Source organism: Gelidibacter pelagius (assembly GCF_017581925.1).
In the GTDB taxonomy this organism is placed as follows: domain Bacteria; phylum Bacteroidota; class Bacteroidia; order Flavobacteriales; family Flavobacteriaceae; genus Gelidibacter; species Gelidibacter pelagius.
Genome location: NZ_JAGEVG010000001.1, coordinates 238,731 through 264,687, shown reverse-complemented (window position 1 = coordinate 264,687; position 25,957 = coordinate 238,731). Strand labels below are relative to the sequence as shown.

Here is a 25,957-nt window from a genome sequence, read left to right as displayed (position 1 = left end):
GTCCGGTTCTTTTTCTCGACAACATTATCTTAAATTATTTTTAATCTAAACATCAAAACAATGGACATTGTTATTGCTAATAAATCTCATGCTATTTATGCTCATATCATTTGCGGCACCATTGCAGAATCAGCAAAAGTAAGAGGTACAGGTATTGCAAAACGTACACCTGAATATATTATCACCAAATTGGAAAATGGGAATGCAGTAATCGCTTTGGATGGCGACACCTTCGCTGGGTTTTGTTATATCGAAGTTTGGGGCCATGGCAAATTTGTTGCCAATTCCGGATTGATCGTTCATCCTGATTACAGAGAGCAAGGCTTAGCCAAGAAAATAAAAGCGCGTGTTTTTCTGCATTCCAGAGAAAAATTTCCAGATTCCAAAATTTTCAGTATCACAACGGGATTAGCCGTTATGAAAATGAACAGCGAATTGGGCTATAAACCCGTGACCTTTTCAGAATTGACGAATGATCAGAGTTTCTGGAACGGGTGTCAAACCTGTAAAAACTATGATATCCTTCAGCGTATGGAGCAAAGAATGTGCTTGTGTACAGGCATGCTATACGACCCAAAAGCTAAAGATAGAGACGAACCAAAAGAAGTAAAAACAAAGACGTTTCAAAGATTAAAACAAATCAAACAGAGCTTGTTTTTAAAAAAAGATAAATCATGAGCAAAAAATTAGTTTTAGCCTATAGTGGCGGATTGGATACGTCTTACTGTGCCGTTCATTTGAGTAAGGATTTAGGTTATGAAGTACATGCGGTAAGTGTGAATACTGGCGGATTTACTTCTGACGAAATCAAAAACATCGAGTCTAATGCTTATAAAATGGGTGTTACCACTTATAAGAATCTTGATGCTGTGGCCTCTTACTATGAGAAAGTCATCAAATATTTGATTTATGGAAATGTGTTAAAAAACAACACCTATCCATTATCTGTAAGTGCAGAACGTATCATTCAAGCCATTGAAATTGTTGAATACGCCAAAAGTATCAATGCCCAATATATTGCCCATGGCAGTACAGGTGCAGGTAACGACCAAGTCCGTTTTGATATGATTTTTCAAACCTTGGCACCACATATTGAAATCATCACACCTATTCGAGATTTGAAGTTGTCCAGACAGGAAGAAATTGATTATCTCAAAAGTAATGGTGTGGACATGTCATGGGACAAAGCCAAGTACTCGGTCAATAAAGGACTTTGGGGAACGAGCGTTGGAGGAGAAGAAACATTAACTTCAGAAAAACCTTTGCCAGATCATGCTTATCCGTCTCAATTGGAAAAACAAGGTTCAGAAAAAGTAAGCTTGACGTTCAAGAAAGGACAATTTGTAGCCCTCAATGGGAAGTCGAATACACCCGAGAAAAACATTGAAGCGTTAAACACACTTGCCTCGGCTTATGCTATTGGGCGTGACATCCATGTTGGTGACACTATTGTAGGCATTAAAGGCCGTGTTGGTTTTGAAGCCGCTGCGGCACTCATCACGGTAAAAGCACACCATTTATTGGAAAAGCACACGCTTACGAAATGGCAATTACAGCATAAGGAATACCTCTCCAGTTTTTACGGCATGCATTTGCATGAAGGACAATATTTAGATCCTGTCATGCGCAACATAGAAGCCTTTTTAGAAAGTAGCCAACAAAACGTGTCGGGAGATGTCGTTGTAACCTTAAAACCTTACCATTTCACTTTAGATGGCATCAGCTCTGTACATGATTTGATGAATGCAAAATTTGGTAGTTATGGCGAAATGAATAAGGGATGGACTGCAGACGAAGCCAAAGGATTTATTAAAATCATTGGAAATCAGAATAAAATTTATCACCAAGTAAATTCAGAATCATGATTGACGTTGGGATTATTGGAGGTGCAGGATATACTGCTGGTGAGCTGATCAGATTACTTTTGAACCATCCAAAAACAAAACTCGATTTTATTTATAGTACTTCCAACGCTGGAAATAAAGTGCACAAAGTACATCAGGATTTGGTGGGCAGCACCGATCTGGAGTTCTCCAGTACGATCAATCCAGAGGTAGATGTTCTGTTTCTGTGCTTGGGACATGGCAATTCGAAAGCATTTTTGGAAAGTCATCAATTTTCTTCTAAAACTAAAATCATCGATTTGAGCAATGATTTTAGATTGGAAAAAGATCGTGATTTCCAAGGCATGCATTTTGTTTACGGATTGCCTGAACTACACAAAGAGGCCATTAAAAAAGCAAGCTATATTGCAAACCCTGGATGTTTTGCCACAGGTATTCAATTGGCTCTTTTGCCATTGGCAGCACACCATCTATTAAAGAGTGATGTTCATGTCAACGCCGTTACAGGTGCAACTGGCGCAGGAACGTCATTGTCAGATACAACCCATTTTTCATGGCGTGACAATAATTTCTCACACTACAAGGCCTTTTCACATCAGCATTTGGGAGAAATCAATGAAAGTATTCACGAGTTGCAAAAAGATGCCATTTCAGAAGTCATTCTTGTACCCAATCGAGGGAATTTTTCAAGAGGAATTTTTACAACTGCTTATACTCATTTTGACGGAAGTTTGGAAGACGCCAAAAACTTGTACAACACTTATTATGAAGAAGCGGCGTTTACAATTGTTTCTGATGAAGAGATCCATTTAAAACAAGTGGTCAATACCAATAAATGCCTTCTTCATTTGTATAAGCACAACAACAAATTATTAATCACGAGTACTGTGGATAACCTATTGAAAGGTGCTTCAGGACAAGCGATTCAAAACATGAATTTGATGTTTGGCTTTGAAGAATCGGAAGGATTATTGCTTAAAGCAAATTTTTTTTAATAATCGCTTTCAGGGTTTCAAACCCTGAAAGCGTTATGGATACTAAAGTTTAATTAAAAAGATACCCGTCAAAGTTTATATTGAGCGGAGTCGAAATACAAGCATAAATATGAAAATAGCAATCATCGGCACAGGAAATTTAGGGAAATCAATCGCAAAAGGTTTGATCACCACTAATGCGATCACGACACTTTATCTTACTAAAAGAAATACGGACAGCATCGCTGAATTTGACGGATACAAAAACGTGACTCTCACTACGGACAACACATTGGCCGTTAAAAACTCAGATATTATAATTTTAGCCGTTCAGCCTTCACATCTGGAAGGTGTTTTAAAAGACATCAAATCCCTAATCACCGAAAATCACGTCCTGATTTCAACGGTTACTGGGTTTAGCATTGCGAAAATTGAGACGATCGTTGGTGCTGATCAATTTATCATCAGAGCCATGCCAAATACCGCGATTGCCGTTGGAAAATCCATGACCTGCATCTGTAGCAATGTTAAAGGTAGTAAACGCATAAAAGTGGCGGAGGCTATTTTTAACAGATTAGGCCACTCATTGGCCATTCCGGAGTCGCAAATGCAAGCAGCCACAGTAGTCTGCGCCAGTGGGATTGCTTTTTGGATGCGATTGATTCGCGCAACAAGCCAGGCCGCCATCCAATTAGGTTTTGACGCCAAAGAAGCTCAAGAATTGGCCATGTACACCAGTGAAGGTGCTGCAAGCTTACTAATTGCCAATGGACATCATCCTGAAGAGGAGATTGACCGCGTGACCACTCCAAAAGGCTGTACTATTGAAGGATTAAATGAAATGGAACACAAAGGCTTAAGTTCGTCCTTGATCCAAGGCATGATTGCTTCCTATAACAAAATCAGTAATATTAGAAAAGAACAAGTATGAGCTTATTTAATGTCTATCCGCTTTTTGACATCTCGCCAGTGCGTGCCAAAGACCTTGCCGTTTTTGATGACAAAGGCGTCGAGTATTTAGATTTATACGGCGGGCATGCCGTGATTTCCATAGGCCATTCACATCCAGAATATGTGTCGGCCATTTCCAATCAAGTAAAAAACTTGGGTTTTTATAGCAACGCGATTCAAAATCCGTTGCAAGAATCTTTAGCCAAAGAACTTGGGCGTATTTCCGGGTGTAAGGACTACCAGTTATTTTTGTGTAATTCTGGAGCTGAAGCCAATGAAAACGCGCTCAAATTAGCGTCTTTTCACACAGGAAAAAAGAACATCCTTGCGTTTAAGAACTCTTTTCACGGACGTACCTCCGCAGCGGTTGCCGCCACTGACGATCCAAAAATTGTCGCCCCATTAAACGCACAACAACACGTAGATTTTGTGGCTTTGGGAGACTTAAAAGCGGTTGAAAACATCCTAAAACAAGGTGAAACCTGTGCTGTCATCATTGAATGCATTCAAGGTGTGGGTGGATTGGATGAAAGTACCACCGAATTTCACCAAGGTCTGGAAAAGTTATGCAAGACGTACAATGCGATGTTAATTGCAGATGAAGTCCAATCTGGATTTGGAAGAACCGGCGATTTCTTCGCATTTCAAAAATACGGATGGGCACCAGATATTATTTCCATGGCAAAAGGCATGGGCAACGGTTTTCCAATTGGTGGCATCTTAATCCATCAAGATATTAAAGCCTCTTTTGGATTATTAGGAACTACATTTGGAGGCAATCATTTGGCCTGTGCTGCTTCTTTAGCGGTCTTAAAGGTTTTGGAATCGGAAAACTTGATGGAAAATGCGGAGGAGATGTCAGCTTATTTTATTCAGAAAGCTCAAAACCTGCCCCACTTAAAAAGCATTAAGGGACGTGGATTGATGCTGGGATTGGAATTTGATTTTTCAGTAGCCGAATTGCGAAAAAAACTCATCCATACTCACAAGATATTTACTGGAAGCGCCAAAAACCCTAATTTAATCAGGATCCTTCCACCATTAACTATTCAAAAAGAACATATCGATGTGTTTTTTGAAGCCTTGAAACAGGAGTTGGTGATGATGAATGGTGCTTAAAATGAAAAAACCTGAGAGGTTTTGAAAACCTCTCAGGTTTAAAAACGATTAAAGTTTAATAAGAAGATTTCCTCCAGATAGCTATCGGAATCGCGAGGTTAGAGAGCAGCCCCTAAGGGGCGGAATATCAATAGAAAACGAATTAACAAACAACTAAAGTCCTGTAGGGACGGAATATCAACCTGCAAGTAGGATCGAACAGAAAATTAACTAAAAGAGATTCCCGCCTCCGTGGGACCTAAAGATGAAAAAATTCACCGAAATAAAAGACATTTCCAACCTCTCCGAAGTGATAAAGGAAGCTATTTTACTCAAAATGCAACCTTTTGAATTTTCGGAATTAGGAAAACATAAAACTTTAGTCATGTTGTTTTTCAACTCAAGCTTAAGAACACGCTTGAGTACAGAAAAAGCAGCGCGAAATTTAGGGATGCACGTGAGTATTCTAAATATCAATGACGCTTGGAATATTGAATTTGAAGATGGTAGCATCATGAATACTGGCAGTTCAGAACATATAAAGGAAGCTGCTCAGGTGATTTCACAATATGCCGATATTATCGCGGTCCGTGCATTTCCTACGTTAACAGATAAAGCTAAAGACGCTTCAGAATATATTTTAAATAGTTTTATAAAATACGCTACAGTGCCCATTGTCAATATGGAAAGTGCTACAGCACATCCGTTACAAGCTTTGGCAGACGCGATTACCATAACCGAACTTTCTGAGAAACGTAAACCAAAGGTCGTTTTTTCATGGGCGCCGCATCCAAAGGCCTTGCCACAAGCGGTCGCCAATTCGTTTGTGGAAATGATGCAAAAGATGGACGTCGATTTGACCATCACACATCCTGAAGGTTATGAGCTTGATGAGAAAATTACTAAAAACACGCCAATTAATCACAATCAAGAAGAAGCTTTGAAAAATGCCGATTTTGTTTATGTGAAAAACTGGAGCAATTATAAAGATTACGGAAAAGTTTTAAATCAGGACCCTAATTGGATGATGACGACAGAGAAATTGGGCAAGGCAAAATTTATGCACTGTTTACCCGTAAGACGGAATGTGGTGGTAGAAGATGCCGTTTTAGATGGTGAAAATTCGATCGTGATTAAGCAGGCTAACAATAGGACCTTTGCGGCGCAGGTGGTTTTGAAACAAATATTAGAAAGCTTGTAGAGACCTGACAGGTTTCAAAAACCTGTGAGGTCTTAAATATAAGATGGAAAATTTAGAGATACCCGTTTTCACGGGCATATTATGAAAACATTAAAAATCATTAAAATAGGCGGTAATATCATCGATAATGAAGCGGCATTATCCTCATTTTTGGATGTATTTGCAGCTATCGATTCGCCTAAGATTCTGATTCACGGTGGTGGTAAATTAGCCACACAATTGGCCAATCAATTGGGTCTTGAAGTAAAAATGATTGATGGCAGACGGATTACCGACAAGGCCACTTTAGACCTCATCACCATGGTTTATGCCGGAAAAATCAACAAAAATATCGTGGCACAACTGCAATCAAAAAATTGTAATGCCATCGGGTTTTCTGGCGCCGATGGAAATACCATTATTTCCAAAAAGCGTCCCGTTAAGTCCATCGATTTCGGATTTGTTGGCGATGTCAAAAAGGTGAATACCAAAACACTTCAAGTATTATTGGAACACAAGGTGACTCCCGTATTTTGCGCGTTGACCCACGACAAAAAAGGACAACTTTTAAACACTAATGCCGATACCATCGCTTCTGAATTGGCCATTGGATTTGCCAAACACTATCAAACGGAGTTATATTATTGCTTTGAGAAAAGTGGCGTTCTGAGAGATGTGACGGATGAAAACTCAGTGATCAAAAACATCTCGACCCAATCCTATCAAAATTTAATTAATGATAAAGTCATTGTGGACGGCATGCTCCCAAAACTGAACAATTGTGTTCATGCCATTGAAAAAAACGTACATAAAGTCTGCATCGGAAAACCAGAAATGCTATTTGACACCCAGGCTAATTTTACAACCATTACCAAATGATACAAAAACTGACCACAGATGCCATTGCATTGTTAAAAAACTTGATTGAAATCCCTTCTTTTTCATCTGAAGAAGACAAAACTGCTAACTTAATAGAGCAATGGTTTCAGAAATATAATATTGATTACAAACGAACCGTTAACAATGTTTGGGCGTTGAATAAACATTTTGATGCGTCCAAACCTACGTTGTTGCTCAACTCTCATCATGATACCGTAAAACCGAATACTGCTTACACCAAAGACCCTTTTAAGGCTATTGTGGAAGACACCAAATTATTTGGTTTGGGCAGTAATGATGCCGGAGGCTGTTTGGTCTCTTTAATCGCGACGTTTACGTACTTTTATGAGCAACCGGACCTTAATTACAATTTGGTAATTGTCGCTTCCGCAGAAGAAGAAAGTAGTGGGCCGAACGGGCTAAACAGCATGTTAAAAATCATTCCGAAAGTTGATGTGGCCATTGTTGGTGAACCAACCTTAATGCAACTGGCCATCGCCGAAAAAGGTCTTGTGGTTTTTGACGCCAAGGTAAAAGGAACGCCAAGCCATTCGGCACATCCAAACGATGATAATGCCATTTACAATTGCATCAACGTGCTGCAATGGTTTAAAGATTATAAATTTGAGAAAACATCAGAGGCTTTAGGTGAAGTTAAATTGACGGTGTCACAAATAAAAGCCGGAAAACAACATAATGCCGTTCCTGCAGAAGTGGATTTGGTGGTGGATGTGCGTGTAAATGATTGTTATAGCAATGCTGAAATTGTGGCCATTCTCCAAAAGGAAGCGCCGTGCGATAGCATCATCCCACGAAGTTTACGATTGAGTTCCTCGTCCATTCCAAAAGAGCACGCTTTGGTTCAAGCAGGCATCGCTTTGGGTCGTGGAACTTATGGGTCGCCGACACTTTCAGATCAAGCGGTTTTATCCTGTCCGTCGTTAAAATTAGGCCCTGGCGATAGTACCCGATCACATTCCGCAGATGAATTTATTTATATTAGTGAGATTGAGGAAGGGATTGAGCTGTATGTGAAGTTGTTGCGGGAAATATTGTAGAAAAGATGCAAGAATATAGAACCAAGAATATAGACTTGATTTGGAATGGGTTTAAATTTGGTTCTAGAAAAATTACAATCGTAAAGTAGATGACTGTCTAAAAGTTAAGTAGCGGCATTATTTCCAAGAGCATTGAAAACCATGAATGCATTTCGACTGCGCTCAATGTGACAGTGCGATGGATTTTTTACTTTTGAAATTGATAAGAAATAATAATTAAAAAGAAGTGTAGGTGGGATTCCTGCCTTCGCAGGAATTTATGAAACTCTGGGATAAAGGTATTAGTATTGATAAAAAGATTGAGCAATTCACCGTTGGAAACGACAGGGAAATTGACTTACACATTGCCAAATATGACGTTCAGGCGTCTTTGGCTCATGCCAAAATGTTACAATCCATCGGTATTTTATCGAAGGACGAATTAGTGCAATTACAAGGGGGCTTAACAACTTTAGCACAACAAATTGAAGATGGCAGCTTTACCATCGATCCACAATTTGAAGATGTGCACTCTAAAATCGAATTTGAACTGACCAAAACCTTGGGCGAGGTTGGAAAAAAAATCCATACGGCGCGTTCAAGGAATGACCAGGTTTTAGTGGCTCTACAACTTTATTACAAAGAAAATATCGGAATAATCTACGATAAAACTGAGGTGTTTTTCAACACCTTGTTAGACTTGGCCGAAACCCACAAAAAAGCATTACTTCCTGGATACACACATTTGCAAGTGGCCATGCCCTCGTCTTTTGGTTTATGGTTTTCTGCTTATGCCGAATTGCTTATTGATGATGTGTATTTGCTTAGCGCAGCTTTAAAAACCGTCGATCAGAATCCGTTGGGTTCAGCGGCCGGTTACGGGAGCTCTTTCGGAATTGATCGGGAATTGACGACTAAGGAATTACAATTTTCGACTTTAAAATACAATGTGGTTGCCGCGCAAATGGCTCGCGGTAAAAGTGAACGTACCATCGCATTGACTTTAGGCAGTTTGTGCAACACTATGGCGCGTTTTGCAATGGATATTTGCCTGTATATGAGCCAGAATTTCAGCTTTATCACGTTTCCGGATGAATTGACCACGGGAAGCAGTATTATGCCGCATAAAAAGAATCCTGACGTCTTTGAACTAATTCGTGGGAAGTGCAATAAAATTCAAGCGCTTCAAACTGAAATGATACTGATCACCAATAACCTCCCAAGTGGTTACCACCGCGATTATCAGTTGTTGAAGGAGAATATGATTCTTGCCATCAATGACGTTAAGGATATCCTGGAAATTTTCAACTACGCCATTCAGCAAATAGAAGTCAAGGATATCGATTTAAACGATGCAAAATACCAGTATTTATTTACGGTAGATAATATGAACACTTTGGTTGAAGGTGGTATGAGTTTCCGAGAAGCTTACCAAGTTATTGGACAACAGGTTCAGGAAGGCACTTATAAACCGGATACATCAAAAGAACACACGCATAAAGGCAGCATGGGGAATCTATGCTTAGAAGAAATCAAAGCAAAGTATCCAAAACGCGAAAAGCATCCGTAAAGGATGCTTTTCTGAAGAGCTACTATTTAATAATTCTGACTAACTAAATTAACTTTAAATAATAGTAGATTGTCCTAAATGAATGTTTGTGAAATTCATATTAGTGTCCTTTGGATTATTTATAAAATCTTCAATGAAATCGCCCACCTTGGTCGTTGAAATATGATTGAATTTGGTATTTAAATCTGGTGTGGTAATGTTTAATTTTAACGAACGCTCTACGCCTTCTCTAATTAATTCTGCTTCTTCAAATAATTCAAAATGATCCAACAACATGGCTGCGGATAATATTGAAGCAATAGGATTGGCAATCCCCAAATCTTTTGCCTGCGGATAAGAGCCATGAATTGGTTCAAACATGGCGAAGTAATCTCCAACCGATGCAGAAGCCAATAGCCCAATAGAACCACCTATCACACTCGCCTCGTCGCTTATAATATCACCAAACATATTTTCAGTCAAGATAACGTCAAATTGTCTCGGATTTAAAATGATTTGCATCGCTGCATTATCAACAAATAAGTAATCGAGTTTGACGTCTTTATATTCCTGTGAAATTTCTGTCACCACTTTTCGCCATAAACGCGACGATTCCAAAACGTTGGCTTTATCTACCAAGGTCACTTTTCGCTTTCTCGATTGTGCCGATTTGAATGCCAAATGGGTGATGCGCTCAATTTCTGATCGTGAATACACACATAAATCAGAGGCTGTATTTCCGTCTTCGCTAAGCGTCTTTTCACCGAAGTAAATACCTCCAGTCAATTCTCTATAGATACATATATCAGTGCCCTTTATAAATTGTTTCTTTAAGGGCGATTTGTCCAAAAGCGTATCATACGCCTTAACAGGTCTGATATTGGCATATAAACCCAATTCTTTGCGCAGTTTTAGCAAGCCTTGTTCAGGGCGCACTTGAGCATCCGGATTATTGTCATATTTTGGATCACCAATGGCGCCAAATAGTATAGCATCAGTTGCTTTACATAAATCGAGTGTTTCTTTTGGTAATGGATCGCCAGTTTCATCAATGGCTACAGCACCTACCGGCGCATATTTGAATTGAAACGAATGATCAAATTCTTGCGCAATCGCTTTCAACACTTTGACAGCTTGTGCGGTTACTTCAGGTCCTATGCCATCTCCTGGCAATACAGCTATTTTTAATTTCATAAATTCCTGCGAAGGCAGGAATCTCGTCCTGTCTTCATTTATTTTAGTGATTATCTTTCTTTTTTTGTCTTTCTCAAACCTACAAGGTTTTTAAAACCTTGCAGGTTGGTTTAAAGCCTATTTTTTTAATACGCTTGCAACGTCTTCTCAAATGCTTCGATCGTTTCTTTTTTGCTCAATAAATAATCAATATCATCATAGCCATTGATCATACAGGTTTTTTTGTAGGCATCAATTTCAAAAGCTTCTGAATGATTTGAACCATCAACACCTATGGTTTGCGCTTCTAAATCCACAGTGATTTTAGTCCTTGGATCTGCTTGAATCGTTGTCATCAATTCTTTTAAAAATTCGGGAGAGACCTGAACTGGAAGTAATCCGTTGTTAAGCGCATTCCCTTTAAAGATATCTGCAAAGAAACTTGAGACGATCACTTTAAATCCATAATCGGTTAATGCCCATGCCGCATGTTCTCTACTACTGCCACATCCAAAATTATCTCCAGCGACTAAAATAGGCCCATCAAATTGAGGCTGGTTCAACACAAAATTGGTATTAACCGAACCATCTTTTTGAAATCGCCAATCTCTAAATAGGTTTTGGCCAAAACCATCTCTATTGGTAACTTTCAAAAAACGCGCAGGGATAATTTGATCCGTATCGACGTTTTCGATATCCAATGGGATTGCTGTTGCTGTTAATGTTTTAAATTTTTCCATCTAAATGCCCGCGAATGCGGGTATCTTATTAAATTATTTTCACTAATATTTTTCCTGTGTCTTTTTCAAACCTGTCAGGTTTTAAAAACCTGACAGGTTGAGTTTCTAATTCAACTGTTTCGTAATATCAATTATCTTTCCTTCTACGGCGGTTGCAGCAGCCATTAATGGACTTGCTAAAATAGTACGTGCGCCTTGACCTTGTCTGCCTTCAAAATTTCTATTGGAGGTAGAGACACAATATTCACCTTGTGGAATTTTATCATCGTTCATGGCCAAACATGCAGAACATCCCGGTTGACGCAGTTCAAATCCAGCATCATCGAAAATGGCTTTTAGGCCTTCTTCTATAATTTGGGCTTCCACTTGTTTACTTCCAGGAACTAACCATGCCGTTACGTTATCTGCTTTTTGTTTTCCCTTGATATAATTTGCCGCAATTCTAAAATCTTCAATTCTCGAATTGGTACAACTTCCTATAAAAACAAAATTGATAGGTTTGTCAATCAAGGTTTCACCTTTCTTAAAGTTCATATAATCCAAGGCTTTTTCAAAAGAAGCATCACTGGTTTCAGGTATAAACTCTGAAATTTTGATTCCCATTCCTGGGTTCGTACCATAGGTAAGCATTGGCTCAATATCTTCGGCATCAAAGTGATATTCTTTATCGAAAACAGCATTATTATCGGTTGGAAGCGTTTTCCAATACACAACTTTTTTATCGAATGCTTCACCTTTTGGAGCAAATTTTCGACCTTTTACGTATTCAAATGTCGTCTCATCTGGTGCGATCATGCCACCACGCGCGCCCATTTCAATACTCATATTACATACGGTCATACGACCTTCCATTGACATATTTTCAAACACATCACCTGCATATTCACAAAAGAAACCTGTACCGGCATTGGTACCGATTTTTGAAATGATATATAAAATGACATCTTTTGGAAGTACGCCATTTTTCAGCTTTCCATTTACCGATACTCTCAAACTTTTCGGTTTTGTAAGCAATAAACACTGACTCGCAAAAACCTGCGCCACTTGACTGGTCCCAATTCCGAAGGCGATGGTTCCAAAAGCACCATGGGTTGAAGTATGACTGTCACCGCACACAATGGTCATTCCCGGTTGGGTGATGCCCAATTCTGGCGCCATGACGTGTACAATGCCGTTGTATTTATGGCCTAATTCATAGAGCGTAATATTATTTTTTTTGCAATTTTCAGAAAGCTGCTCCAACTGTTTTCTGGAAAGCTCATCTTTAATTGGCAGATGCTGATTGATTGTAGGCGTATTATGATCGGCCGTTGCAACAATCTGATCCGGTCTGAATACTGGAATGTTGCGTTCTTCAAGTTCATTAAAAGCTTGTGGACTCGTTACTTCATGAATCAGGTGTTTATCGATATAAAGAATTTGTGGCCCATTATCAATAGTATCAACAACATGTGCATCCCAAACTTTATCAAACAATGTTTTTCCCATCTTAAGCTGAAATTATTTGTTGGTATACTTTACTGGTTTCGATAATCTGATGGATATCTTTATCATCAACTTCCTTTTTCAAATCGGCAAAATCCAAGAAATTGGCATAAACTGAATCCAACTGTAATTTTGTCAATTCATAACCCACATTTTTAGCGCGATATGCCAATGCTGCACGACCACTTCGGGCAGTCAGCACAATGGCAGACTCTGTAACGCCAACATCGAGTGGATTGATAATTTCATAGGTTTCCCGGTTCTTAATCACGCCATCCTGATGGATTCCTGAACTGTGCGCAAAAGCATTAGCGCCAACAATGGCCTTGTTCGGCTGAGTATAAATACCCATACTTTCCGAAACCAGTTGACTGATTCCATATAAATGCTGAGTGTTTATATTGGTATCCAAATTAAGATAAGGATGTTGTTTTAATACCATAACCACTTCTTCAAGTGCAGTATTTCCAGCGCGCTCCCCTATTCCGTTGATGGTACATTCAATTTGTCTTGCTCCATTGATCACGCCTTCAATAGAGTTGGCAGTTGCCAAACCTAAGTCATTATGGCAATGACAGGATAAAATAGCCTTCTCAATGCCTTTGACATTTTCTTTTAGATATTTAATTTTTGCTCCGTATTCACTTGGTAAACAATACCCAGTGGTATCAGGAATATTTAAGACCGTTGCTCCAGCTTTAATGGCCATTTCGCAAACACGGGCTAAAAATTCGTTATCCGTCCGGCCTGCATCTTCCGCATAAAACTCAACATCTTCTACGAATGATTTTGCAAATTTGACTGCTTCAAAGGCACGTTCCAAAATCGCATCCTGATTGGAATTGAATTTATATTTAATGTGCGATGCCGAAGTACCAATACCCGTGTGGATTCTCGGATACTTTGCATATCTTAGTGCGTTTGCGGCAACTTTGATATCGTTTTCAACCGCACGTGTCAATCCGCAAACAATTGTGTTTTTTATTAATTTCGAAATTTCTTCAACAGATTTGAAATCGCCAGGACTTGAAACCGGAAAACCAGCTTCAATGACATCAACGCCTAAATGCTCGAGTTGCTCAGCTATAACCAATTTTTGATTGGTATTTAGCTTGCATCCAGGGACTTGCTCGCCATCTCTTAAAGTAGTGTCGAAAATTTGAACATTATTATCAGACATTTGTTGCATATTATTTTTGTATTGACAAGCTAATTTATACTTTGTATTTAAATTCAGCCGAGCAATGCTTTTACTTTTACGACGTTCAGTCGATTTTAAATATTTTATATAATTGATATTCATGTACTTAAGTGCCATTTTAACGTGATGACTAAAGAGCAAAAAGATAATTTATTTCAGTTGGTAAAATCATTGACCAAGTCCGAGAAGCGACAGTTTAAACTGTATGTTGGGCGGCTTGATGTTAATGCTGACTCTAAGTTTTTAAACCTTTTCAATTATTTTGACAAAGCCAAGAGCTATGATGAACCGGCAATCATAAAAACGGGAATTGTCAAAAAGCAACAATTGGCGAATGTGAAGGCACATTTATATAAGCAGATTTTAATCAGCTTAAAACTCAATCCTTCCCATCAAAATATTCGATCACAGATACGCGAACAGCTTGATTTTGCCTCTATTTTATATCATAAAGGCCTCTATAAACAAAGCTTAAGAATTCTCGACAAGGCTAAAGAGCTTGCCATGCAAAATGAAGAGAAAAATCTCGCCTATGAGATTGTTGAACTCGAAAAAATTATCGAGTCACAGTACATTACACGAAGCATCAGTACCCGTGCCGATGAGCTCACCATTCAAGCTAAAGAATTGAGTGAATTGAATGTTATAACCAGTAAGCTCTCCAATTTATCACTGCAATTGTACAGTATTATCCTAAAAACGGGTTACGTAAAAAATGCAGAAGAAGGACAAAAAATAAAAACCTATTTCAATGATCGATTGCCAAAATTTGAAATTTCGCAGATTGGCTTCAGAGAGAAATTATGGCTCTATAACTCCTATTTGTGGTACAGTTTTTTGTTGCAGGACTTTTTAAACTGCTATAAATACGCTTCAAAATGGGTGCATTTGTTTTATGACAATCCGCACATGATCAGCTTGAATCCCGTATTCTTTTTAAAAGGAAATAATTACCTTTTGGAAGCCCTATTTTTCATCAGAAATAAGCCGAGATTTTTAAAACAGCTTGAAATTTTAGAAGATCAATTGGAAGCACCAGATTTCCCTAAGGACGAAAACGTGGATGCATTGGTCTTTTTATATTTGAATTTTCACAGAATCAATCAGCATTTTATTGACGGCAGTTTTGATGAAGGCTTGAACCTCATCCCAAGAATTGAAAATAAATTAAAAAAGTACAACAATCGTCTGGATGAGCACCATAAAATGATTTTTTACTATAAATTTGCAAGCTTACAATTTGGAGCAGGAAATAACAAAGCTTGTATTTTCTATTTGGATAAGATTATTTCTAATAAATCACTGTCCATGCGTGAAGATTTGCAGACTTTTGCCCGCGTTTTAAATTTGGTGGCACATTATGAGGCTGGAGTGGATTATCATATGGATAGTCTATTGAAAAGCACCTATAAGTTCCTTATCAAAATTAACGATCTGTATGAAGTTCAAAAGGAAATGATAAAGTTTATCAAAGGCTTGCAGGATATTTATCCGCACGATTTGAAAAACGCATTCATTGAACTTCACAAAACTTTAAAAACTTATGAGGATCATCCTTATGAGCGCCGCGCATTTTTGTATTTAGACATCATTTCATGGTTGGAAAGCAAAATTGAGAACAAACCTGTTGGACAAATAATAAGAGATAAATATTTGGCTGAGTTTGTGAAATAGCGACATAATAACGTAATCATCACCACTATTTTATGCCATTTATAAGACTTTCTTTTATTATCATTTTTGTAACAGTTACTACCAATATAAAAGCCCAAGGCTTATTTAGGAAAAAAGATTCCATAGTTACCCAGACCCTATCGCAAGCTTGGGAACTCGATCGCAAAGATAGAAATGGTACCTTCAGGTTGAATTCCTACCAACCCTTTTACGTGATGCCCGTACATTGGACCAATCGCATCAATACACAGCCTCAAAGCGTGGGACAAGAGCCCGCCTTTGACGAACCGATTCGACTTCATTCTACCGAAGTTAAATTTCAGATCAGTTTCAAAACCAAGTTGATCCAATCGTTTTTATTTGGAAAAGGAGACATTTGGGTAGGCTATACACAAATAGCCCATTGGCAAGTTTATAACAAGCAATTATCACGACCTTTTAGAGAACTCAATTACGAACCTGAGCTTATTTTCAACTATCCTCTTAATTTTAATTTTTTAGGTTTTGAAGCTAAAATGGCTGGTTTTGCTTTTAATCATCAATCGAATGGAAGACCTGATCCTATTTCAAGGAGCTGGAATAGACTAATTTTTCATTTTGCAATGGAACATGATAATTTCCAAATTTATGTAAAACCTTGGATTAGGGTTGGCGGGGGCTCTGAAGAAGATGACAATCCAGAGATTGAAGATTATCTTGGACGTGCTGAAGCCAACGTTATCTATAGAAAAAATGGCCATAGTTTGAATCTTTTGTTACGTAACTCATTGTCGTTTAAGGACAATCATGGGAGCGTTCAATTTAATTATATGTACCCGATCAGAAATAACCTGAGAGGCCATTTACAGATATTTAGCGGTTATGGCGAAAATCTGATCGATTATAACCACTATCAAACTACCGTGGGTCTGGGGATTTCTTTTGTTGAATGGTAAAATACTTCGATGCATGAAGCCATCATCCATAATAAAATATCAAATAGCTAATAAAGTAGGTAACGCTTTCTTTTTTGTTTAAAACTATCGACTTCGATTGCCCAGTCCTCTATTATTGTTTTTGGGGATTCGCCAGCCTCTAATTTCAAACGAATTTCTGGAGTACCGAGCAAACCATCTAACCTTCGCGGTCTTAGTTCAAGTCGTTCTTGATATAATGTTCTTAACGCGTGTAAGATATAGATGCCTGCATGGGCCGATTTGAATGTATTCCTATCAGTTACTATCATTTCAATCCCTTCCACTTCTTCACCCAGAAATTTTGGAGGGTAAATTTTAATGCCATCTACAATACTATCCGGTACAAAGCGGATTGGTTTAAATTCTATTCCATCCAATTGGTAACTATTTAAATGTTCGGCCAATTTAGTGCCGTTTATCCATGGCGCACCTATCTGTTCAAATGGACGCATCGTTCCCCGACCATCCGATACATTGGTGCCTTCAATTAAGCAGGTGGCAGGATACATCGTTGCGGTTTTAAGAGTAAGCATATTTGGAGAAGGTTTTATCCAAGGCAGCCCTGTTTCGTCATACCATTGCTGTCTGCCATAGTTTTTCATGGGAATGACTGTTAAGTCCGCTTTTGCAAGTCCATTATCTTTTCGATTTTCATTGAACATGAGTGCAAGTTCCCCAATGGTCATGCCATGGGTAATTGGAATCGATCCGTTTTCGGCAATCGGCTCAACCGGTCCATTTACATATTCTCCCCCAATAGGGTTTGGACGATCCAAGACGATGAATGGTACTTTTTGTTCCGCCGCCGCCTCTTGGGCCCACAACATGGTTTTTATATAAGTGTAATATCTTGCACCTATGTCTTGTATGTCAAAAATCAGGACGTCTACATGGGCTAACGTCTCAGCGGTAGGTTTACGTGTTTTGCCGTAAAGTGAAATAATTTTTAAACCAGTTTCAAAATCCACGCCATGCTCAACGTGAGTATCTTCCTCTCCTCGTAGTCCATGTTCAGGCCCAAAGAGTAAAGTCAATTCAACTTCTGGATGTTTATAAAGAACATCTATGATATGCTGACCGTCGGGCAACAAGCCTGTATGATTTGTAATTAAGCCAATTCGTTTATTCTGAATTTTAGAAAAGAATTCTGATGAAAATAATTGTTCCGCTCCAACTATAACACGTGAGAATTCAGTCGGTTTATCGGTGCTTATTTTTTGATTTTTTTTGATCTGATGACATGAAAAAAATATGGGAATTATGAGAAACAAATAAAGATGGATTGAAGATTTCATAAAAGTGTTTATAACAGTTAGGATAAGCGATAATTTAAATATTAGAGTAGACAATTGATTCTCCCCGCGCAATTTTTAATGAAATGCATCCCGAATATAATCTCCAATTTGCATTTGGATAATTAAAGAACATGAAAGACTATAAAATAGCATTCGTTCTAAATCCATTTTAATTATAAATTAAATATATGCCTTTTTAGTAGAAGATTTATATTCTTAACAATCATAATCTTAAATACATAGACTTGATTATTTTGATTTTCTAAACATTTCTTTTCAAATCAATAGATCATTTATTACTTGTTCTTTTATTGTTTTCTAAAATAAAAATTCCAATCTATAACTAATAAAAAAGTGCTGTTTCAAAAATGAAACAGCACTTTTTTGCCATAGGCCAATTGATTTTAATTCTCAGATTCTGAAGTTTAAAGTTTAAAAGCATCGTTTTGTACTTCCGTTGAACTTGTTAAAGAGGTCGTTTTTTGTAATCTGTCGTCTTTAAAAACCACGAACATTGGACTGTCGATCACATTAAAGTTGCCTTCTTCATTTGAGCTCAAACTGATGATATCCTGATCTTGATTTTTAAGTAGTTCTATTCCAGAATACGTTAAGGTATTTGATCTGAGCAAAATTTTATCCAATTCAACGCCATTCTTGATGGCTCTAATTTGGAATTGTTGTTGCGAATTACTGTCCAACCCTGCTTCACCAAAAACGAATCTAATTTCAGGATTAGTGTTACTGACCATTGTTTTTTGGGAAATCAAACCACCCCAAATCCATCCTATCTGAGGCCCCATTTTTACTTTATACCATCTGCTGGTAACGCCATCAATGGTTTGTGGGCTTTCGCTTTTTGCCAATAATCGCACATTGGTACCAATGGCAATGGTGGTCAATTGTTGGCACTGTGTTGCAGGGCAATCTCTAAGCGCCACATGATCTGCCAAAAGGTAGCGGGAAGCCTTGGAGGCTGACGTGGTGTAAATGTCAAATTCTACTTCTTTGTTTTGTGAAAATACGGACGTTGCCAAGAGAAGCAATCCGATGAACATACTGTTTTTTAAGGTTTTCATACTGTTATGTTTTAAAGGTTTATATTTTATTTACCTCTAAAGTAGTATGATGTTTTGCTTGAGTTGGTGGTGTTTTAGTATTCGTCAGGAATGAATTAGTATTTGAAGGGAAATTGAGGATTGGCAATTATAGGAAAATAGGATTTGGTGTTAATAAAAAATCGTTCGATGTGAAGATTTTTTGTGGACATACCTTATCTCAAATCAGGTACCCCATGATTACTTCTTATTTAGCCTCTACACCAGAAGAATGAACTTTTCTGATATGCTAAAACTCGTATGATCAGACGTTTCGGACGGTAGAATATTTTATACGAGATCCAAAACTCAAGCTCATTTTTCAATGAAAATAATAGAGCCAATAAGAAATATTTTAGACTCATATAAAGCTTAAAATTCTCTAAGTCATTATGTACTTCCGATCCTTTTAAAAGAAAAGATTAGTCCCATACAGATCAAAAATAGAAAGGATAAAGTTTTAAGGACATTTAATAAAGACTTAAAAAAATCGGAAAACTATATGTCATTACTGGAAGGTTAACGAGTTAGGTAGCAAGATATACCCTAACAAATACCATGAGGAACAATGGTTGCTCCACTGAAATTATCAGTGTTAGTTTAGGGCATAAGAAATTGAGTACTACCAAAACCCATTTGAATCGCCCGAGCTCGTTGGGGCTTATGAATTATTAAGTCTTTAAGAAGCATGTAAGCTATGGCTTGTTCACGCCTATTTGAAGGACTTTTGCGCTAAAAATAGTGACAGGGCCTAATACAATTACATTCTTTCAATAATCATAAGCAATGCGGAGAAAAGAACCTAAAAAAACATCTTGGAATTAGGATACCGAAATTGCCAAGTGACAGTTGTTAACCGATTTACGCGATGAGAAAACTGGCAGCTGGAAATGGGATATCACAAAATTCAAGAGATTAATTTAAATCAAGGATCTAAGTCTTGAAATTCATTTCTAACAGGATATAAACTGCTATTATTACTTTTGGATCCAAAAAGACTGTTTAATTGTCGATAAATGAGGGTCTTGGATTAAAATTTCAATTTTATGATAGCCTGCGGCTATATTATCTGGTAACACTCCCTTCCATATATGATGTGATTTTCTCCTTAGGTAAGGTGCTTTTTTACTGTTTTTATCTGGACTGTCCCCTTCAATTTGAGAACGTCTTATGTAATTCACATGAGGATCAACAACGAAGTCCTTTTTTAATGAAATAATTTCACCATTGGGTAATGTTATAGAAACCTGTGTACTATTTGAACCAGCAAAAACATTGATATAAAACTCATTATTTTTTGACAAGGATGCTAATGGCTCTGCATCCATATCGCCAAGCCAAACACTAAACTGCTTGTTACTTGGCAAGTCTACTCCCTTGTAATTAATTTTATACTCTGTTTTATCAAATTCGATTTCAAAATACCCCTTTGGCGTCCCACAGCTCATTAAAGAGACAGGAATACCTTGCCAATCTTTCTGCCCTGTCCACCAGTTCCCGGACACAGCACCAGCTGTAAGTTCGTGAATAGTATTGCCCGATGGTGTTTCAATATTATTTTGAAATACAGTGTGAGAGTGTCCTGTTAAAAACAAAACGTTTTTAAACGAGTCTAAGATATTGAGGACATCTTGTTTGTTTTTCATCCACATAAGGGGGATATGTTGATTAATTACTATAGGATACTCGTAGTCTATTGTTTTTAGTAGTTGGGATAAAAATCGAAGTTGACTATTTTGATATCTACCTGAATAACCAAATTTTCCTTCAGGCGTGATACTGTTTAATGAAATGAACAGCACCTTATTATAAAAGTAGGCATAGGTTTCTGATCCAAAATGTTCTCTAAACTTTTGAGGTTGTTTTGTTTTATCGCCCGTAAAATCTCTATCATGGTTGCCATAAACTACCCATGATTGTTGAGGGACATGATCTATTAATTGTTTTAGAGGTACAAATAATTCTGGGGAATCATTTACTAAATCGCCTAAATAGATACTAAAATCATAATCATTTCTATTAAGCAGTTCCTGCAATATAGATTTTGTGGCTTGGGTTAACTCCTCATTGGTTCCAACTTGAATATCACCTATTGCCAAGAATTTAAACTTTTTCTTCTTTTTAACTCTTTGCAGTCCAAAAGTTATATCAATGTATGACTCTCCCTCTAAACTATCGGGTACATTAAACCACCATTTTTCTGGATTGGTGTATTTATAACCAGAAGGTAGAATAGGAAAAATTACCTGTCCAGCTTTTATTGGAATTTTAAATGCTCCTTTTCTATTGGTCTCGACAATCGTATCACCATTAGAAACCAGTACATTATTGAGTCCCTTACTTTTTTTTAATGACTTGGTATATTTTAATACATTTCCCTTAGCCCAATTTACTGAATTTTGAGCTTGAGAAAAGGTAGTTAATGATAAGAAACATATAATAAGAAACTTAAAAATGAAGTCCATATCTATTATTTTAAAAATAAATAAGCGGAGTTTATTGTACCCCGCTTATTTTATACTATTGCATTAGACTACTTTATTGATTATCTGGAGAATCAAATTTATGTAAACTTAATTGATTGCTTACTAAGAATGACGCATACGAAATTCCGTTAGGTGCCACTTCAAGTTTTAAGCTACTCGCATCTGATGCTGCAAACGTTACCGGAGTTCCCCAGTTATTAACATCATTATCAAATGGTAGAAAAACTGGTGTTTTGGTATCGTTTTGATACAATAACATTGGAACTTTGAACTTGTTTACCGCAAGAGCAAAATCTCTAACTTGAGACGTCACTACTAAATCACCAAGCGTACTCCAAGTAGCTGCTTCGGCATCGTATTTTTTAACACGAATTTGATAATCTGTACTTGGTCCGTTATTTTCAGCATAGGCTAAATAAACGTTGCCGTCTTGGTCAACATCCAATTCTAAATCATATGAATAAATGGTGTTTTCTTCATTTTCTTTCATTTTATCAGCTAATGTCGTCCATGCGCCATTTTCGTATTTATATACTGATACAGATTGAAGGTTTCCGAAGTCTAGTGCTGCAAGATAAACCACATCATTGACTACTTTAGATTTAACAACTCTTGCTGCTCCAGTTCTTCCAGTTATGGTAAGATCTGACCATGCACCACCAGAAAAAGTTTTCGAAAACACACTTCGTCTATCATCATCTCTTTCGTCGTGTACATAGAAGCCATAAATTGTATTATCACTAGTAATAGCTAATGTATTGTCACCTGCCTTAGTGCCCGTGTAGGGAACGCCTCCTACATAGTCCCATGAGCCGCTTTCATATGCCATTACTGACGCTTCCTTGATGTCTGTATCTTCCATAAAGCTGACATAAGGTGTTCCTGTTGAGTTAAATTCTAAATCAACAGATCGCGCTCTGAAATTTGAAAAATCTTTAGCTCCAATTCTGCTCCATGTAGTACCATCATAGTTAATAAGATTCATTTTTCGATCGTCAGGGCTTTCCCTTTGACTAATATAAGCAATGTAAGGCAAAGAGTTTGATGGGTTAATTCTTAATGAAATATCTGATATGTCATCTTCAGTATAAGAAGAGAACAGACTCCACACAGAACTCGCCATCTTACCTACTGATACCGTGTAAATTTTATTGGTGGTACCTTCGGTAACTAAATATTCTACCGCGGCAGAAAAATCGTTGGCCGTTGTACCACTAACTTGTACTATAGAACCAACTTTCACAACATCCCCTTCTGTCGTGGTAAAGCTTGCTACTAAGCTTGACAAATCAGTCTCATTAGGCAGAGATATACTAATCTCGGTCGATGTTATATTTTCTATAACATAATCACTAAGCAAGACTCCTGAATTGTCGTTCGCATAAAAACCAAAACTTGTCATCCCCACTTCTGCTGGAAGTACCGGATCTGTCGCATCATCGTCGCTACTACAGCTTACTGCTAGCGAAAAAATTGCTGTTAAAGCAAAAAAATGTTTGAGTGTTTTTTTCATAATCATTCTGTTAAATTTATAAAGGTTAATAATTAATAATTTTTTGGATATAAGACGGCCTTAATTCGCGGTGTCTTTAAAAAATATGTTTTAGCGTTTTTTGATAAATCTGTTGCAGAAACTTTGTTTACTAATGCTTCATAATCAGTAACGAATTCCCAATTATCATACTGATTAAAATAATAATCCCTAATACTCTTTGTCCAAAAAGAATTTCTTTGCTTATTAATGTGGAAGTTCTTAATTAGATTTGTTTTTACTGTTTCCAGATGTTGTGCGATGTTAGTTTTTCCTGAACCGACACCTTTTAGAATGGATTTTATTTCAGTAGTGATCATGTCTACATCTGAAGGATCACAAACTAAAGCAATGGTTTGTCTGCTTAAGGGCGTAGGATGGCTTGTAGCACTTATGGATACACTGACCCCGTATACAACGCCCAACTCTTCACGTAGTCGCTTATTAAGTTTTAGTTTTAATATTGCTTCTAAAAGTTGGTTCTGTACTTCCAAGTTTGGAATGTCTTTTAACTTGTGGTCTTGTTGAAAAACTAATGAGAATACCGCCTTAGGTGAATCGCCATTGTGTTTTATATAATCAACATCCTTCTTATGAATGGGGTGTGGTTTATATTTGTAAGAATTGTCAAATTCTCCTTTTGGAATGCCTCCAATATAGGTTTTTATATACGGTAGGATGTCCTCCAGTTCTTTATCTGTAATAAGTGTCAGTACATAATTGTCTGCAACACCAAAATAGTTATTATAAATGTCTGTTATTGCCTGCTGTTGTAAGTTTGTTTCTAAGCTTTCTTTAGACTGTGATACGGTTGTGTAATCTTTTCCGCGAACTATATATTTAAACTCTTCTTGAAATTTCTCTTTAGCAGATTCTGGTTTATTTGAGATCTTAGCTATGGCCATTTCTTTTAATTGGTTAAAAAGCAGACTGTCTACTCTTGGCTGTGTGGCTTTCAAATAAAACAATTCGAAAAATGTTTTAATATCTTTAGTATTGGTACTTCCAAAAAGGCCAGATCGTGTTCTATCAATCAGGAACTGAACCTTCGCGCTATTACCTGCTAAATAATAACTTAATGCTTCTCTGGAGAAGTCGCCATAACCACTCATTGAAACCGTAGGCGCTGTGTATTGCGCATTAAGGTAGTTGGTGCTATCTACAGCATAAAAACCACCTTTTCTAAATCCAGCCAGTAAAATTTTATTTTGATCTAGAGGTGATTTTTTATAAACCACCATTGCTCCATTACTTAAATGTATTTCTTGCGCATCAATTTCCGGGATAGCTACAACACGTTGAACAGTACCACCCTTTGGCGTTTCATTTAGTAATACTTCAGGAACATCGATAGTGTCTTTATAGGGAGTTGCTTTTTGTGTTTTGATTTTTTTTGCTGCACTTATTAACTCTTGCCTATTGGGTAAGCGTTTTGAATCGTCACTATTTGTAGTCAGTAGATAATGAAAAGGCGTATCTTTTTTGTTTGCTTTAAGCGCTTTCAGAACTTGAATAGAATCTAATTTTGAAAAGCTATTTTTCATTAATTGGTATTCATCTTCTAAGGATATAATCATATTTCCGTAAAAGAAATCCTGATACATTTGCCTTATCATACCTGATGCTGAAATTGATTTTTGATCAGATACTGACCGTTTAAAAGAACCAAGCATGGTTTTTTTAATTTTTTCTATTTCTAAGGATGAAAAACCATACTGGAAAATTTGCTGAAAATGGGTGTTGAATTCATTAATGCCTTCTAAAGCCTTTTCTGGTTTTAATTCAATTGTAGCGACTAATGCACCTTTAGATTCTAAAAAATTACCAATACTAATATTTCCCTGAGTATAATGGTTATCATCAAAAGATAATTTTGCCAATCGTTCTGAAGTTAGTTTGTTTAAAACACTACGCATCAAGTAATTCTCATAGGCAGTTTCAGTATTGACACCTTTAAAAACATCTTGTAATTGAATGTAATTCAATTCTGTTTTTTTTGTCCATTGATCACTATAAACAATTAAGCTGTCTATGGTATAATCAGGAATGCTTCCTATGGTGGGCACTGGCTTTTTTGAAGGTATGTCCGCAAATTTTTCTATGATAGCTTGCTCTATCATTTTGGGATTGATATCTCCGGTTATCGCAACGGCTATTAAAGATGGATCATACCATTTTTCATAAAAGGCTCTTAATTCTTCTATCTTAAAATGCCTTAAACTCGTCGTGTCTCCAATAACTTTTCTTTCGCTATAAAAGGACTTATTCAACAATACATCCAAAAACACTTGAGTGCTTTGAATTTTAGGAGATTGTTTAGAAAGCCATTCAGACAAAACAACACCCCGTTCTTTTTCCACTTCTAAAGGATCCAATAATAAACCATTCACCCAATCAGACATTATTGTCAGTGTAGAGTCCACTACAGTCACATCTTTTGTTGGAATCTTTAATTTGTAAATTGTTTCTTCAAAAGACGTGTGTGCATTTAAATCATGACCAAATTTTGAACCTTTGTTTTCAAGAAACTCTATGAGTTCATTGGCTTCAAAATGTTTTGTTCCATTAAAGGCCATGTGTTCCAAGAAGTGTGCTAAACCACGTTGGTCTTCTGTTTCTTGTAAGGAGCCCACTTTTACAAACAACTGAAAATGAGCCTCTCCCTCAACCTTATCTGTTGGATAGATGTAATAAGTCAAACCATTATTCAATTGCTTTTTTATAAGCACACTGTCTTGAACCAGACCCTGTGAAAATCCTGATAGAGCAATAAAATATATTATAAAACTCAAGATGTTGCGCATAGT

Annotated in this window: 20 protein-coding genes; 11 read left to right on the top strand and 9 right to left on the bottom strand. The window is 37.2% G+C overall.

What is annotated here, in order from left to right; all coding sequences use genetic code 11:
* Positions 1 to 60: 60 nt before the first annotated feature.
* The 9 genes from J4051_RS01135 (at position 61) to argH (ending at position 9,533) form a co-directional block, all read left to right on the top strand.
* A complete protein-coding gene (locus tag J4051_RS01135) occupies positions 61 to 678 on the top strand; it encodes a GNAT family N-acetyltransferase (RefSeq protein ID WP_208231769.1) in 618 nt (205 codons plus the stop codon).
* Positions 675 to 1,865, top strand: a complete 1,191-nt coding sequence (locus tag J4051_RS01130) for an argininosuccinate synthase (protein WP_208231768.1) — start codon at positions 675 to 677, stop codon at positions 1,863 to 1,865. The genes J4051_RS01135 and J4051_RS01130 overlap by 4 nt, the downstream gene beginning before the upstream one ends.
* Entirely contained in the window at positions 1,862 to 2,839 is a 978-nt protein-coding gene (gene argC / locus J4051_RS01125; RefSeq protein ID WP_208231767.1) for an N-acetyl-gamma-glutamyl-phosphate reductase, read from the top strand. The genes J4051_RS01130 and argC overlap by 4 nt, the downstream gene beginning before the upstream one ends.
* Positions 2,840 to 2,948: 109 nt before the next feature.
* Positions 2,949 to 3,749 carry a pyrroline-5-carboxylate reductase gene (proC, locus tag J4051_RS01120; protein WP_208231766.1) on the top strand — a complete coding sequence of 267 codons (801 nt, stop codon included), beginning with the start codon at positions 2,949 to 2,951 and terminating at the stop codon, positions 3,747 to 3,749.
* Positions 3,746 to 4,888 carry an aspartate aminotransferase family protein gene (locus tag J4051_RS01115; protein WP_208231765.1) on the top strand — a complete coding sequence of 381 codons (1,143 nt, stop codon included), beginning with the start codon at positions 3,746 to 3,748 and terminating at the stop codon, positions 4,886 to 4,888. Before proC ends, J4051_RS01115 begins: the two co-directional genes overlap by 4 nt.
* A gap of 244 nt (positions 4,889 to 5,132) precedes the next feature.
* The gene (locus J4051_RS01110) at positions 5,133 to 6,068 is read left to right on the top strand and encodes an N-acetylornithine carbamoyltransferase (protein ID WP_208231764.1); all 936 of its coding nucleotides are present in this window, start codon (positions 5,133 to 5,135) and stop codon (positions 6,066 to 6,068) included.
* Positions 6,069 to 6,149: 81 nt separating this feature from the next.
* Entirely contained in the window at positions 6,150 to 6,926 is a 777-nt protein-coding gene (argB, locus tag J4051_RS01105) for an acetylglutamate kinase (RefSeq protein WP_208231763.1), read from the top strand.
* The gene (locus J4051_RS01100) at positions 6,923 to 7,984 is read left to right on the top strand and encodes a M20 family metallo-hydrolase (RefSeq protein WP_208231762.1); all 1,062 of its coding nucleotides are present in this window, start codon (positions 6,923 to 6,925) and stop codon (positions 7,982 to 7,984) included. The genes argB and J4051_RS01100 overlap by 4 nt, the downstream gene beginning before the upstream one ends.
* A 259-nt stretch (positions 7,985 to 8,243) precedes the next feature.
* Positions 8,244 to 9,533 carry an argininosuccinate lyase gene (gene argH, locus J4051_RS01095; protein WP_208231761.1) on the top strand — a complete coding sequence of 430 codons (1,290 nt, stop codon included), beginning with the start codon at positions 8,244 to 8,246 and terminating at the stop codon, positions 9,531 to 9,533.
* Positions 9,534 to 9,587: 54 nt separating this feature from the next.
* Here the strand turns inward: argH and leuB are convergent, their stop codons facing one another.
* The 4 genes from leuB to J4051_RS01075 all read right to left on the bottom strand — a co-directional run bounded on the left by leuB (position 9,588) and on the right by J4051_RS01075 (position 14,090).
* Entirely contained in the window at positions 9,588 to 10,706 is a 1,119-nt protein-coding gene (gene leuB, locus J4051_RS01090; RefSeq protein ID WP_208231760.1) for a 3-isopropylmalate dehydrogenase, read from the bottom strand.
* Between the two features lie 125 nt (positions 10,707 to 10,831).
* Positions 10,832 to 11,425, bottom strand: a complete 594-nt coding sequence (gene leuD, locus J4051_RS01085) for a 3-isopropylmalate dehydratase small subunit (protein ID WP_208231759.1) — start codon at positions 11,423 to 11,425, stop codon at positions 10,832 to 10,834.
* Positions 11,426 to 11,530: 105 nt separating this feature from the next.
* Positions 11,531 to 12,913: a 3-isopropylmalate dehydratase large subunit gene (gene leuC, locus J4051_RS01080; protein ID WP_208231758.1), complete on the bottom strand. Its 1,383-nt coding sequence runs from the start codon at positions 12,911 to 12,913 to the stop codon at positions 11,531 to 11,533.
* Position 12,914: 1 nt separating this feature from the next.
* Positions 12,915 to 14,090 carry a 2-isopropylmalate synthase gene (locus J4051_RS01075; RefSeq protein ID WP_208231960.1) on the bottom strand — a complete coding sequence of 392 codons (1,176 nt, stop codon included), beginning with the start codon at positions 14,088 to 14,090 and terminating at the stop codon, positions 12,915 to 12,917.
* A 147-nt stretch (positions 14,091 to 14,237) separates the two neighbouring features.
* On the opposite strand from J4051_RS01075, the gene J4051_RS01070 reads away from it, so the two are divergent.
* Both J4051_RS01070 and J4051_RS01065 read left to right on the top strand, forming a co-directional pair.
* Positions 14,238 to 15,785 (top strand): hypothetical protein, encoded by a 1,548-nt coding sequence (locus tag J4051_RS01070; RefSeq protein ID WP_208231757.1) that lies wholly within the window; start codon positions 14,238 to 14,240, stop codon positions 15,783 to 15,785.
* A gap of 32 nt (positions 15,786 to 15,817) precedes the next feature.
* A complete protein-coding gene (locus J4051_RS01065; RefSeq protein ID WP_236027142.1) occupies positions 15,818 to 16,720 on the top strand; it encodes a phospholipase A in 903 nt (300 codons plus the stop codon).
* 47 nt (positions 16,721 to 16,767) lie between these two features.
* Here J4051_RS01065 and J4051_RS01060 read toward each other — a convergent pair whose 3' ends face one another.
* From J4051_RS01060 to J4051_RS01040, 5 genes are all read right to left on the bottom strand, one after another.
* The gene (locus J4051_RS01060) at positions 16,768 to 18,036 is read right to left on the bottom strand and encodes an exo-beta-N-acetylmuramidase NamZ family protein (RefSeq protein ID WP_208231756.1); all 1,269 of its coding nucleotides are present in this window, start codon (positions 18,034 to 18,036) and stop codon (positions 16,768 to 16,770) included.
* A 425-nt stretch (positions 18,037 to 18,461) separates the two neighbouring features.
* Entirely contained in the window at positions 18,462 to 19,115 is a 654-nt protein-coding gene (locus tag J4051_RS01055) for an SH3 domain-containing protein (RefSeq protein WP_208231755.1), read from the bottom strand.
* 995 nt (positions 19,116 to 20,110) lie between these two features.
* Positions 20,111 to 21,598 carry a calcineurin-like phosphoesterase C-terminal domain-containing protein gene (locus tag J4051_RS01050; RefSeq protein ID WP_208231754.1) on the bottom strand — a complete coding sequence of 496 codons (1,488 nt, stop codon included), beginning with the start codon at positions 21,596 to 21,598 and terminating at the stop codon, positions 20,111 to 20,113.
* Positions 21,599 to 21,671: 73 nt separating this feature from the next.
* The gene (locus tag J4051_RS01045) at positions 21,672 to 23,132 is read right to left on the bottom strand and encodes a hypothetical protein (RefSeq protein WP_208231753.1); all 1,461 of its coding nucleotides are present in this window, start codon (positions 23,130 to 23,132) and stop codon (positions 21,672 to 21,674) included.
* Positions 23,133 to 23,164: 32 nt separating this feature from the next.
* Positions 23,165 to 25,954, bottom strand: a complete 2,790-nt coding sequence (locus J4051_RS01040; protein ID WP_208231752.1) for a M16 family metallopeptidase — start codon at positions 25,952 to 25,954, stop codon at positions 23,165 to 23,167.
* Positions 25,955 to 25,957: the final 3 nt, after the last annotated feature.

Excerpts from the sequence above, each read along its gene's own strand:
- argC (WP_208231767.1), top strand. The coding sequence starts at position 1,862 with ATGATTGACGTTGGGATTATTGGAGGTGCAGGATATACTGCTGGTGAG.
- J4051_RS01070 (WP_208231757.1), top strand. The coding sequence starts at position 14,238 with ATGACTAAAGAGCAAAAAGATAATTTATTTCAGTTGGTAAAATCATTG.
- leuB (WP_208231760.1), bottom strand. The coding sequence starts at position 10,706 with ATGAAATTAAAAATAGCTGTATTGCCAGGAGATGGCATAGGACCTGAA.
- J4051_RS01055 (WP_208231755.1), bottom strand. The coding sequence starts at position 19,115 with ATGAAAACCTTAAAAAACAGTATGTTCATCGGATTGCTTCTCTTGGCA.
- J4051_RS01060 (WP_208231756.1), bottom strand. The coding sequence starts at position 18,036 with ATGAAATCTTCAATCCATCTTTATTTGTTTCTCATAATTCCCATATTT.
- J4051_RS01100 (WP_208231762.1), top strand. The coding sequence starts at position 6,923 with ATGATACAAAAACTGACCACAGATGCCATTGCATTGTTAAAAAACTTG.
- J4051_RS01130 (WP_208231768.1), top strand. The coding sequence starts at position 675 with ATGAGCAAAAAATTAGTTTTAGCCTATAGTGGCGGATTGGATACGTCT.
- leuD (WP_208231759.1), bottom strand. The coding sequence starts at position 11,425 with ATGGAAAAATTTAAAACATTAACAGCAACAGCAATCCCATTGGATATC.
- J4051_RS01040 (WP_208231752.1), bottom strand. The coding sequence starts at position 25,954 with ATGCGCAACATCTTGAGTTTTATAATATATTTTATTGCTCTATCAGGA.
- J4051_RS01075 (WP_208231960.1), bottom strand. The coding sequence starts at position 14,090 with ATGTCTGATAATAATGTTCAAATTTTCGACACTACTTTAAGAGATGGC.
- leuC (WP_208231758.1), bottom strand. The coding sequence starts at position 12,913 with ATGGGAAAAACATTGTTTGATAAAGTTTGGGATGCACATGTTGTTGAT.
- argH (WP_208231761.1), top strand. The coding sequence starts at position 8,244 with ATGAAACTCTGGGATAAAGGTATTAGTATTGATAAAAAGATTGAGCAA.
- J4051_RS01110 (WP_208231764.1), top strand. The coding sequence starts at position 5,133 with ATGAAAAAATTCACCGAAATAAAAGACATTTCCAACCTCTCCGAAGTG.
- argB (WP_208231763.1), top strand. The coding sequence starts at position 6,150 with ATGAAAACATTAAAAATCATTAAAATAGGCGGTAATATCATCGATAAT.
- J4051_RS01065 (WP_236027142.1), top strand. The coding sequence starts at position 15,818 with ATGCCATTTATAAGACTTTCTTTTATTATCATTTTTGTAACAGTTACT.
- J4051_RS01135 (WP_208231769.1), top strand. The coding sequence starts at position 61 with ATGGACATTGTTATTGCTAATAAATCTCATGCTATTTATGCTCATATC.
- J4051_RS01045 (WP_208231753.1), bottom strand. The coding sequence starts at position 23,132 with ATGAAAAAAACACTCAAACATTTTTTTGCTTTAACAGCAATTTTTTCG.
- J4051_RS01115 (WP_208231765.1), top strand. The coding sequence starts at position 3,746 with ATGAGCTTATTTAATGTCTATCCGCTTTTTGACATCTCGCCAGTGCGT.
- J4051_RS01050 (WP_208231754.1), bottom strand. The coding sequence starts at position 21,598 with ATGGACTTCATTTTTAAGTTTCTTATTATATGTTTCTTATCATTAACT.
- proC (WP_208231766.1), top strand. The coding sequence starts at position 2,949 with ATGAAAATAGCAATCATCGGCACAGGAAATTTAGGGAAATCAATCGCA.